Source organism: Micromonospora sp. MH99 (assembly GCF_021442385.1).
Taxonomy (GTDB): Bacteria; Actinomycetota; Actinomycetes; order Mycobacteriales; family Micromonosporaceae; genus Micromonospora.
Genome location: NZ_MUZA01000067.1, coordinates 23414 through 33753, shown reverse-complemented (window position 1 = coordinate 33753; position 10340 = coordinate 23414). Strand labels below are relative to the sequence as shown.

Sequence of the window (10340 nt, the reverse complement as noted above, 5' to 3'; positions counted from 1 at the left end):
TCCGGGGTATAAATCATAATTGGCACTGGCTTTACAAGCACCCTGTTGAGTTCTCAAAGAACAACCACACACCGATCAGAAGACCCAACCAGTGGGCCACCATCCCGGGGCTTTTCGTTCCGGTGCTCAGCGCTTTCCAGCGCCAGGCACTTTTACTACGTTACCCGCTGGTTTCTGCCGTGTCAAACCGGTGTTTCGCGGTTCGTCGTGCTTTCTACCGTGTTGCGGGCACCATGTCTCGACCGGCTTGCGCCGCTCTCGTCACGGTGGTGGCAGGCCGGCCGCAGCGGTTTCCCGCTTGCTCGCCCGTTTCCCTGCCGGCTGACTACCTTACCCGGTCGGTTCCGCCGCACCAAATCCGCCTCGCGGCGTTTCCGTGGGCACCACCCGGCGGGATCCGGCCGGCGAACCAGCCCGACCCCGAGGTCGTCGCCGCGCTCCGGCCGCTTCAGGCTTTCGCCTGTTTCGTCCGTTCCGCGCTGGCAGAGAGAAAGTTACGCGTCCGGCCCGATGATCGTCAAATCAGCCGGACGCGTCCCCCGTCACATCGTCGACAACCGACTATTCGCCCAGCTCAACGCCTGCGAACGACCGCTTTCCCCGGCGCAGCACCAGGTACCGACCGTGCAGCAGGTCGTCCGTGGACACCGTGGCGTCCACCTCGGTCACCCGGTTGTTGTTCACATAGGCACCGCCCTCCGCGATCACGCGCCGTGCCTCCTTGAGCCCCGTCACCAGCCCGGAGTCCCGCAAGAGGCCCGCCACGTCCGGCAGCTCGCCAGGGATCCGCACCAGACCGGCCTCGGTCAGCGCCGCGCGCAGCGTCTCCGCTGCCAGATCGTCCAGCGAACCGCGCCCGAACAGCGCCTGGCTGGCGGCGACCGCCTGCCGGGTCTCCTCGGGGCCGTGCACCAGGGTGGTCAGCTCCTCGGCGAGGGCCCGCTGGGCCAGCCGGGCCGCCGGCCGCTCGGCCGTCGCCTTCGCCAGCTCCTCCAGCTCGTCGCGGGAGCGGAAGCTGAAGTACCGCAGGTAGCGGTCGACCTCCCGATCGTCGACGTTGAGCCAGAACTGGTAGAAGGCGTACGGGCTGGTCAGGGTGGGATCGAGCCAGACGGCGCCGCCCTCGGTCTTGCCGAACTTCGTGCCGTCGGCCTTGGTGACCAGCGGCGTGGTGAACGCCTGGACCGGCCCCGCACCCCGGCGCCGGACGTAGTCGACGCCGGCGGTGATGTTGCCCCACTGGTCGGACCCACCGAACTGAAGTTGGCAGCCGTGCCGGCGGTGCAGCTCGAAGAAATCGTTGGCCTGCAGCAGCTGGTAGCTGAACTCGGTGAAGCTGATCCCCGTCTCCAGCCGCGCGCGCACCACCTCCCGGGCGAGCATCTTGTTGACCGGGAAGTGCTTGCCCACGTCGCGGAGGAACTCGACGACCGACATCTCGCCGGTCCAGTCCAGGTTGTTGACCAGCTGCGCCGCGTTCTCCCCCGTGTACGACACGAAGGGCGCGAGCTGCTCGCGGATCCGCTCGACCCAGCCGGCGATCACCTCAGGCGGGTTGAGCGTCCGCTCGGCGCTCTCCTTCGGGTCGCCGATCTGCCCGGTCGCCCCGCCCACCAGGAGCAACGGGCGGTGACCCGCGAGTTGCAGACGGCGGGCAGTGGTGACCTGCATGAGCGAGCCGACGTGCAGGCTCTGCGCGGTGGGGTCGAAGCCCACGTAATAGGTGGTGGCCTCCCCGCCGTCGAGCAGCTCGCGCAGCTCGTCGAGGCCTGTCGAGTCCTGGATCAGGCCACGCCAGAGCAGGTCGTCGGTCAGGGAGTACCGCGTCGGCGGCGGGAGGCTGCTGTCGGTCACGGTCACCGATTCTCCCCCATCGCCGGCACCGACCCGTACCGGGTTTGGCGCAACCCGCTCCGGTTAGGCTTGCGCCCCGTTGATCGAGGAGGGTTTCGCCGTGGAGATGCCGGATCTGACGGGTGGTTTCGTCGCCCTGCTCGGCCTGAAGTTCGAGGAGGCGACCGCCGACCGGGTCGTCATCAGCTGGCAGGTCCGCCCGGAGCTGCACCAGCCGTTCGGCATCCAGCACGGCGGGGTGTACTGCTCGGTGGTGGAGACCGCGGCCAGCGTCGGGGGGTCGCTCTGGCTGGCCGACCGGGGCACGGTGGTCGGCGTATCGAACCAGACCGACTTCCTGCGGGCCGTCCGGGACGGCGAGCTGCGCGCGGTCGGCACCCCGGTGCACCGGGGTCGCAGCCAGCAGCTCTGGCAGGTGGAGATCAGCGACGCCGACGAGCGGCTGGTCGCCCGGGGTCAGGTCCGGCTGCAGAACCTGTCCCGCGACTGACCGTCGGGCCCGGCCGCGGCGACCCCGGCGATCACCACGCCGACCCCACGGGCCTGCGCGGCGGGCGGCGTGGTGCGCTCGCTCGCCCGACGGGTGCTCAGCTGCGGGCCTCGTCCAGCATTGGCTCGATCGACTGGTCGGCGTCGTCACCGTTGTCGTCGCCGTCCTCGGCGGGAACCCGGCTCACGCGTACCTCGGTGATGGCCCGGTGGTCGATGCCGGCCACCGTCAGCACCCAGCCGTCCAGGGTGACGTCCTCCCCGGCGACGGTGGGGATGTGCCCGAGGCGGGCCAGCACCAGCCCGGCGACTGTGGTGTAGTCACCGGCCGGGCGCGAGGGCAGCTCGACGCCGATGTCCGGAAGGTCGTGCACCGGGAACGTGCCGGGCAGCACCACCGCGCCGTCCGCCTCGCGACGCACCGAGTAGCCGTCCCGGTCGGTCTCGTCGTAGATCTCCCCGACGATCTCCTCCAGGATGTCCTCCAGCGTCACGATGCCGTCGACCGCGCCGCGCTCGTCCACGACCAGCGCGATGTGCTGCCGCTCGGCCTTGAACTGGCGCAACGCGTCCACGACCGGCAGCGAGTCGGGCAGCAGCATCGGCGGGCGGGCGATCTCGTCGACCGGCCGGTCGTCGGGCACGCCGACCAGGTCACGCAGGTGGATCACACCGGCGGTGTCGTCCAGGCCGCCGTGGCGCACCACCGGCGCCCGGGAGTGCCCGGTGGCGGCCAGCACGAGCCGCGCGGCCTCCGCGGTGGTCCCGCTGTCAAGCGTGAACACCTGCAGCCGGGGTACGAGCACAGCCCGCAACCGCCGGTCGGCGATCTCCACGGCGCCCGCGATGATCGTGCGCTGCTCCTTGGTGAAGCCGTGGTTGCCGGCGACGATGTCGCGCAGCTCGTCCGGGCCGATCTCCTCCGGCTGGTGCTTCGGGTTGAGCCCGAACAGGCGTACGACCAGGTCGCTGGTGGCGCCGAGGGCCCAGACGGCCGGGCGGGTGAGACTGGCGAGCAGGTCGAGCGGGCGGGCCACCAGCAGTGCCCACCGCTCGGCGGACTGCATGGCGATCCGCTTGGGGGCCAGCTCGCCGAAGACCAGGGTGACGAAGGTCAGCGCGAGGGTCACCACCACGATCGCCACCGTCTCGGCGGCGCTCCCGAACATCCCGAGCAGCGGGACGAGGGGCTTGGCCAGGGAGACGGCCGCGGCGGCGGAGGCCAGGAAGCCGGCGAGGGTGATGCCGATCTGGATGGTGGCCAGGAAGCGGTTCGGGTCCTTGGCGAGCCGGGCCAGCACCCGCCCCGCCCGGCTGGTGCGCTCCAACCGCTGGATCTGGCTGTCCCGCAGCGACACCAGCGCCATCTCACTGCCGGCGAAGAGCGCGTTGATGACGACCAGGATCCCGACCAGGGCCAGTTGGCTCCCGTAGCTCTGCACGCCCGGTTCGCTCCCTCGGAGGTGGTGGCACCGGCGAGTACGCACGGCGCGCGCCGGTCGGTGAGCCCGCCCGGCGTACGCGCTTCTGTGCCCCGTGCGGCCTTGGCCGAATCCTGCTCGGGTGACGCTACGCGGAATCGGTGGCCGGTGACGCGGGCAGGTCGAGGACGTACGAGTCGCCCTGGGGGCGGAAGCCGAGCCGGTGGTAGTAGGGGGCGACCATGCCCGGCGGGCTGACCACCCGGTGGAAGCCCCGCTCGGTGAAGAGGCGGCTGCGTCGGTAGACGAACTCGCCGGGGGTGAAGTCGCGGAACTTCGGGGTCACGTAGTCCAGGTCGATCTGGGCGACCCCGCGCGCCTCGGCGTGCGACAGCACCACCCCGACCACCTCGTCAGCGGTGACCACGAGGAAGGCCGACCGGTCGGCGGCGGCCGGGTCCCAGTGGAAGTCGGGGTTGAACCGGGCGATGTCCGGTGCGTGGATCCGCAGCGTGTGCGCCAGGAACTGGTCGCCGACGCCGACCTCCACCACCTGGTAGGTCTGCTCGTCGTGGCGGGTCGCGAGCATCCCCCGCAGGTACCAGATGTTGATCACCGCGAGGACGATGTTGAGCCCCACCATGGGCCAGACCTCGAGAGCGGCGTTGTAGCCGATCAGCACGACGCAGCCGACGAGGTTGAGCGCGCGCAGCCGCAGGATGCGCGACTGCAACAGCGACCACACCAGCACCGCGGAGCCGGCCCAGCCGACCAGATCCAACCAGTTCACCCCGCGAGACTAGTGCCCGCCCAGGTCAGGGGCGTCGGCGGGCAGCTCCAGCAGCCACTCCTGCACCTCGGCGCCGCGGCCGTTCGCGTACCCCGAATCCTCGCCGACCACCACGAACCCGCACTTGCGCAGCACCGCGAGGGAGGCGGCGTTGTCCTTGGCGGCGCGGGCGTGCACCGGCCGGGGCAGCTCGCGCAGCAGGGCGGCGAGGGCCGCGGTGGCGTGGCCCCGGCCCCAGCGGGCCGGGTCGATCCAGTAGCTGACCTCGGTCTGGTCGTCGACCGGGAAGGCGCTGACGTAGCCGACCACCTCGCCGTCGGCCTCGACGGTGCGGACCCGGTTCGCCGGGTTGGTGAGCACCCGGGCCCAGTGCCTGGCGAACTCGCGGTGGTCGGACGGGTCCTTGGGGCCGAACGCGGCCATCCGGTTGGCTTCGGGGTCCTGCTGGTGCAGGAAGAACTCCACGAGGTCGTCCTCGTGGACCGGCCGCAGCCGCACGTCGGAGGTCATCCGGCGAGGGTACGCAGCGACTGCGACAGTGTCGCGACCCCCGCGTCGTGGGGGCCAGAGGCCGGATGGACGGGCCCAACGGCCCCCCGGCGGCCGCCGTCCGCCTCTGATCCCGCGGATGCCGCCGGATGAGGATGAAGACGGACGAAGGAGGACGTGATGACCATCAGATCTGGTGCCCCCGTGGTGGTGGCGGTGGACGGTTCGACGACGGCGCTGGACGCGGTGCGGGTCGCCGCCCGCGAGGCCGCCACCCGCGGCCGCCCACTGCGAGTGGTGCACGCGTTCGTCTGGCCGCTCTACGACATGCCGCTGATTCCCGTGCAGGGCCCGGTGCTCGACGCCGAACTTCGCGAGCAGGCCGAACAGATCGTCGCCGACGCCATGACCGAGGCCCACAAGACCGCCTCCGACCTCGCCGTCACCGCCGCGGTCGTCGACGGCCCTGCCACGCCGGTCCTGCTGCGCGAATCCCGGGACGCGGCGCTGCTGGTGCTCGGCAGCCGGGGACTCGGTGGCTTCGCGGAGCTGCTGATGGGCTCGGTGGCCGTGCAGGTCTGCGCCCGCGCGGACTGCCCGGTGCTGGTCGTCAAGGGCGAGGTCCGGGCTGACGGGCCGGTGGTGGTCGGCGTCGACGGTTCGGACCTGTCCGCGCAGACGCTGGGCTTCGCCTTCGAGGAGGCCTCGCTGCGAGGCGTCGAACTCGTGGCCGTACACGCCTGGATCACCCCCACCCCCACCATGCCGGGCGACATCCTGCCGCTGGCGTACGGCGTCGAGACGCTTGCCGAAGACGAGGAGCGGGTGCTCGCCGAGTCCCTCGCGGGGTGGTCGCAGCGGTACCCGGACGTGCCGGTGCGGCACCACGTGGCGTACGGCGCGGCGGCGTCGGTGCTGGTCCGCGAATCGGCCACCGCCCAGCTCACCGTGGTCGGCGGGCACGGCCGGGGCACCCTGGCCGGCATGCTGCTCGGCTCGGTGAGCCACGCGGTCCTGCACCAGTCGCACGGTCCGCTCGCAATCGTCCGGCACCACCGCGAGGAAGGCGGGCACTGACCGGCTGGCGCGTTCGGCGCCACCGCCGGCCCCGCGCCGCAGACAATGAGTCGACCGACCCTGGGAGAGCCGATGAACCGACCTGTCGTGGTGGGTGTGGACGGATCGCCGTCCAGCCTCGTCGCCGCGGAGCACGGGGCCCGCGCCGCCCTGCTCCGCTCCCGGCCGCTGCTCCTGGTGCACGGTTACCTGCACCCGCTCGGCTACGGCGTGCCCCTCAACCCGTACGACCTCGGGGTGCCGGCGCCCACCGAGGAGTCGCGCAAGATGTTGGAGAAGACGGCGGCCGACCTGGTCGACAGTTGGCCCGGCCTCGACGTCGAGGCCCGTCAGGTCGCCGGCGGCCCCGGCGCGACGATGGTCGAGGAGTCCCGACGGGCGGATCTCGTCGTGGTGGGCAGCCGCGGTCTGGGCGGGTTCACGGGTCTGCTGCTCGGTTCGGTCGGCGCGCAGGTGGCCGCGCACGCGCACTGCCCGGTCCTGGTGATCCGACCGGACGAGCAGCCGATCGACGCGGCCGCGCCGGTGCTGGTCGGCGTGGACGGGTCCGAATCGTCCCGGCTGGCCGTGGGCTACGGCGCCACCGAGGCGGCGCTACGAGACGTCCCGCTGGTGCTCGTGCATGTCAGCCCGCTGGACGGGGGCCGGCCGCTGCCGGACGAGGTCGACGAGGCGCAGGCCGCGTACCAGGCGGAGGCGGTGCGGCTGTTGGCCGAGGCGTCCGCGGCCGTCCGGGCCGAGCACCCCGATCTGGTGGTGCGGGAGCATCCGATCCGGGCGGCCGGCGCGGCCCAGGGGCTCATCGAGGCGAGCGACACCGCGTCGCTGCTGGTCGTGGGCACCCGGGGCCGGCACGGGTTCACCGGTCTGCTGCTCGGCTCGGTCAGCCAGGCTGCGATTCAGCACGCGCGCTGCCCGGTGCTGGTCGCGCATCCGTACGACCCGCCGAGGTGACCGGAGCGTCGTCGCCCCCGCCGAGCATCTGCAGGAAATCGGTGGTGAGGGCGAACGGGTCGGCGGGGCCGCTGGCGGGCAGCCGGCGCTCGACCTGGTCGGCCAACTCGCCGGCGGCGCGACGGATGCGGCCGCGCAGAGCGCCGTCGACGGTGCCACCGGACCAGTCCTCCGGCGCGGCGAAGACCGATGTCGGGACCACCACCGCCCGCAGGTAGCTGAACATCGGGCGCAGGGCGTGCTCCAGGGCGAGGGAGTGCCGGGCGGTGCCGCCGGTGGCCCCGATGAGCACCGGCCGGTCGACGAGCGACTCGGCCTCCAGCACGTCGAAGAAGGACTTGAACAGCCCGTTGTACGACGCGTTGAAGATCGGCGTGACGGCGATGATGCCGTCCGCACCGGTCACCGCGTCGATGGCCTCGCGCAGCGCGGCCGGCGGGAACCCGGTGAGCATGTTGTTCACCACGTCGTGGGCGTACTCGCGCAGGTCGACGACCCGCAGCTCCACCTCGGCGCCCCGCCGGACCAGCTCGTCGCGGGTGGCCCCGGCGAGCTGGTCGGCGAGCAGTCGGGTGGACGAGGGCTGACTCAGCCCCGCCGAGACCACGGCGAGCGTACGGCGGGTCATCGGGTCGCCCCCTCCGGCGCCTTGCCCGTCACGTCGTCGACGGCGTGCACGGTGCTGTCCTTCGCGCCACCGGCGGCGGCGACGAGCGAGGCGTGCGTGGGCGCGTCCGGCACGTGCGCCGGACGCAGGGCGGCGAACTCCTTGCGCAGCACCGGCACGACCTCCTCGCCGAGCAGGTCGAGCTGCTCCAGCACCGTCTTGAGGGGCAGGCCCGCGTGGTCCATCAGGAACAGCTGCCGCTGGTAGTCACCGACGTACTCGCGGAAGCCGAGCGTGCGGTCGATGACCTGCTGCGGGCTGCCCACGGTCAGCGGGGTCTCCCGGGTGAACTCCTCCAGCGACGGCCCGTGCCCGTAGACCGGGGCGTTGTCGAAGTACGGCCGGAACTCCCGGACCGCGTCCTGCGAGTTGCGCCGCATGAACACCTGGCCGCCGAGGCCGACGATGGCCTGGTCGGCAGTGCCGTGGCCGTAGTGCGCGTACCGCTGGCGGTAGAGCCCGACCATCCGCTGGGTGTGCTCCTTGGGCCAGAAGATGTGGTTGGCGAAGAAGCCGTCGCCGTAGTACGCGGCCTGCTCGGCGATCTCGGGGCTGCGGATCGAGCCGTGCCAGACGAACGGCGGCACGCCGTCGAGCGGGCGGGGCGTCGAGGTGAAGGACTGCAGCGGGGTGCGGTACTTGCCCTTCCAGTCGACCGCGTCCTCGCGCCACAGCCGGTGCAGCAGGTCGTAGTTCTCGATCGCGAGGGGGATGCCGGCGCGGATGTCCTTGCCGAACCACGGGTACACCGGGCCGGTGTTGCCGCGACCCATCATCAGGTCCACCCGGCCGTCGGACAGGTGCTGGAGCATCGCGTAGTCCTCGGCGATCTTCACCGGGTCGTTGGTGGTGATCAGCGTGGTCGCGGTGGACAGCAGCAGCCGTTCGGTGCGGGCCGCGATGTGACCGAGCATTGTGGTCGGGGACGACGGGACGAACGGCGGGTTGTGGTGCTCACCGGTGGCGAAGACGTCCAGCCCGACCTCTTCGGCCTTGCGTGCGATGGCGACCATCGCCTTGATCCGCTCATGCTCGGTCGGCTCACGACCGGTGGTCGGATCGACCGTGACGTCACCGACGGTGAAGACTCCGAACTGCATGACCAGCTCCTCGCGTGTCAACCGGGTGCCGTCGTGGTACCCGGACGCAGCTCACAACTTATTTGACGAGTCAACTATTCCGTCGGCGGCCGGTCTGGCAGTGGCGCCGGTCACTCGCGGGAATCAGCCCCCGGCGACCGAGGGAAGCACCTGCACCTGGGCGCCCTCCCCGACCGGTGCGGCCAGCCCGCCGGAGTGCCGGCAGTCCTCCCCGTCGACGTAGACGTTGACGTACCGGCGCAGCTCGCCGCGCTCGTCGCGGATCCGCCGAGCCAGCCGGGGATGATCGGCGGCGAGCTCGTCGAGGACCGCGCCCAGCGTGCCGCAGGCGTCGACGCTGAGCCGGCTGGCGCCGCCGGCCTCGCCGCGCAGCGGGCCGGGCAACAGCACGGTGACCACTCAGACCACCGCCGCCCGGACGCACAGCACGTCAGGCAGGTGCGCGGCCACCTGCGACCAGGAGTCGCCCTCGTCCCGGCTGGCGTAGACCTCGCCGGAGCGGGTGCCGAAGTAGACGCCTCCCGGTGTGGCGTCGTCGGCGCACATCGCGTCGCGCAGCACCGCTGGATAGAACGGGCCCTCGGGCAGGCCCACCGACAGCGGCTCCCACTTGTCACCGGCATCGGCGGAGCGGTACACGCGGCAGCGGTGGTCGGTCGGGTACCGCTGGACGTCGGCGATCAGCGGGAACGTCCACACCATCCCGGGCCGCCCGGGGTGCGACACCATCGGGAAGCCGAAGTCGCTGGGCAGCCCGTCGGCGATCGACGACCAGGTGCGGCCGTCGTCGTCGGAGCGGTAGACACCGAAGTGGTTCTGCGCGTACAGCCGCTCGGGGTTGCCGGCGTCCCGCGCGACCTTGTGCACGCACTGGCCGAACTCCGGCCACTCGTCGGCCAGGCCGGCGGCGCGGATGCCCACGTTGCCCGGGGCCCAGCTCGCCCCGGCGTCCTGCGAGCGGTAGACGCCGCCGGTGGACATGGCGACCAGCACCCGGGCCGGGTCGCGCGGGTGGGGCAGCACCGTGTGCACCGCCTGGCCACCGAACCCGGCCTGCCATTGCGGGCGGTGCGGGTGGTCCCAGAGGGCGCGGACCAGCTCGAAGCTGCGGCCACCGTCGGTGGAACGGAACAGCGCCGACGGCTCGGTGCCGGCCCAGACCACGTCCGGTTCGTCCGCGCCGCCCGGCGTCAGCTGCCAGACCCGCCCCAGGCTCGCGCCGGTGTCGGCCGGGAACGCGACAGGCGCGTGGTCGGGCTCGTCCCAGGACGCGCCGAGGTCGTCGCTCGTCGCGACGCTGGGGCCGAAGTGCGAGCTGGTCACCCCGGCGAGCAGCCGTGGGGTGCCGGGGCGGGTGTCGATCGCCACCGCGTAGACGCTCGTGCGCGGGTGGTGCGGACCGCTGACCTCCCAGGTGCGCCGGTCGTCGGTGCTGGTGGCGAGGAACAACCCCTTCGCGGTGCCGATCGCGAGCAGCGTTGCCATGGAGGTCCTCCGAG

11 protein-coding genes are annotated in these 10340 nt (G+C 72.0%); 3 read left to right on the top strand and 8 right to left on the bottom strand.

Features of this window, described 5'->3' with window-relative positions; genetic code table 11:
• Window positions 1–561: 561 nt before the first annotated feature.
• Window positions 562–1854, bottom strand: coding sequence for a tyrosine--tRNA ligase (gene tyrS / locus B0E54_RS26415; protein WP_234588833.1), 1293 nt, complete (start codon window positions 1852–1854; stop codon window positions 562–564).
• Between the two features lie 106 nt (window positions 1855–1960).
• On the opposite strand from tyrS, the gene B0E54_RS26410 reads away from it, so the two are divergent.
• On the top strand, window positions 1961–2344 hold the full coding sequence (locus B0E54_RS26410; RefSeq protein ID WP_234588831.1) for a PaaI family thioesterase: 384 nt from the start codon (window positions 1961–1963) through the stop codon (window positions 2342–2344).
• A 97-nt stretch (window positions 2345–2441) separates the two neighbouring features.
• Here B0E54_RS26410 and B0E54_RS26405 read toward each other — a convergent pair whose 3' ends face one another.
• The 3 genes from B0E54_RS26405 to B0E54_RS26395 form a co-directional block, all read right to left on the bottom strand.
• Window positions 2442–3785 carry a hemolysin family protein gene (locus B0E54_RS26405; protein WP_234588827.1) on the bottom strand — a complete coding sequence of 448 codons (1344 nt, stop codon included), beginning with the start codon at window positions 3783–3785 and terminating at the stop codon, window positions 2442–2444.
• A 127-nt stretch (window positions 3786–3912) separates the two neighbouring features.
• Window positions 3913–4554 (bottom strand): YgjV family protein, encoded by a 642-nt coding sequence (locus tag B0E54_RS26400; protein ID WP_234588825.1) that lies wholly within the window; start codon window positions 4552–4554, stop codon window positions 3913–3915.
• 9 nt (window positions 4555–4563) lie between these two features.
• A complete protein-coding gene (locus tag B0E54_RS26395; protein ID WP_234588824.1) occupies window positions 4564–5064 on the bottom strand; it encodes a GNAT family N-acetyltransferase in 501 nt (166 codons plus the stop codon).
• Between the two features lie 159 nt (window positions 5065–5223).
• On the opposite strand from B0E54_RS26395, the gene B0E54_RS26390 reads away from it, so the two are divergent.
• Window positions 5224–6120 carry a universal stress protein gene (locus B0E54_RS26390; RefSeq protein ID WP_234588823.1) on the top strand — a complete coding sequence of 299 codons (897 nt, stop codon included), beginning with the start codon at window positions 5224–5226 and terminating at the stop codon, window positions 6118–6120.
• 72 nt (window positions 6121–6192) lie between these two features.
• Window positions 6193–7074: a universal stress protein gene (locus B0E54_RS26385; RefSeq protein ID WP_234588822.1), complete on the top strand. Its 882-nt coding sequence runs from the start codon at window positions 6193–6195 to the stop codon at window positions 7072–7074.
• Here the strand turns inward: B0E54_RS26385 and B0E54_RS26380 are convergent.
• The 4 genes from B0E54_RS26380 to B0E54_RS26365 all read right to left on the bottom strand — a co-directional run bounded on the left by B0E54_RS26380 (window position 7004) and on the right by B0E54_RS26365 (window position 10326).
• Window positions 7004–7702, bottom strand: coding sequence for an FMN reductase (locus B0E54_RS26380; RefSeq protein ID WP_234588821.1), 699 nt, complete (start codon window positions 7700–7702; stop codon window positions 7004–7006). The two genes, B0E54_RS26385 and B0E54_RS26380, sit on opposite strands and share 71 nt — an antisense overlap.
• Complete coding sequence (locus tag B0E54_RS26375; protein ID WP_234588820.1) at window positions 7699–8841, bottom strand: LLM class flavin-dependent oxidoreductase; 1143 nt, start codon at window positions 8839–8841, stop codon at window positions 7699–7701. The genes B0E54_RS26380 and B0E54_RS26375 overlap by 4 nt, the downstream gene beginning before the upstream one ends.
• A gap of 123 nt (window positions 8842–8964) precedes the next feature.
• The gene (locus B0E54_RS26370; protein ID WP_234588819.1) at window positions 8965–9240 is read right to left on the bottom strand and encodes a ubiquitin-like small modifier protein 1; all 276 of its coding nucleotides are present in this window, start codon (window positions 9238–9240) and stop codon (window positions 8965–8967) included.
• Window positions 9241–10326 (bottom strand): exo-alpha-sialidase, encoded by a 1086-nt coding sequence (locus B0E54_RS26365; RefSeq protein ID WP_234588818.1) that lies wholly within the window; start codon window positions 10324–10326, stop codon window positions 9241–9243.
• Window positions 10327–10340: the final 14 nt, after the last annotated feature.

Bases quoted from the DNA above. Each gene is read 5' to 3' on its own strand.
- B0E54_RS26410 (WP_234588831.1), top strand. From the start codon at position 1,961: ATGCCGGATCTGACGGGTGGTTTCGTCGCCCTGCTCGGCCTGAAGTTC.
- B0E54_RS26395 (WP_234588824.1), bottom strand. From the start codon at position 5,064: ATGACCTCCGACGTGCGGCTGCGGCCGGTCCACGAGGACGACCTCGTG.
- B0E54_RS26390 (WP_234588823.1), top strand. From the start codon at position 5,224: ATGACCATCAGATCTGGTGCCCCCGTGGTGGTGGCGGTGGACGGTTCG.
- B0E54_RS26385 (WP_234588822.1), top strand. From the start codon at position 6,193: ATGAACCGACCTGTCGTGGTGGGTGTGGACGGATCGCCGTCCAGCCTC.
- B0E54_RS26380 (WP_234588821.1), bottom strand. From the start codon at position 7,702: ATGACCCGCCGTACGCTCGCCGTGGTCTCGGCGGGGCTGAGTCAGCCC.
- B0E54_RS26375 (WP_234588820.1), bottom strand. From the start codon at position 8,841: ATGCAGTTCGGAGTCTTCACCGTCGGTGACGTCACGGTCGATCCGACC.
- B0E54_RS26365 (WP_234588818.1), bottom strand. From the start codon at position 10,326: ATGGCAACGCTGCTCGCGATCGGCACCGCGAAGGGGTTGTTCCTCGCC.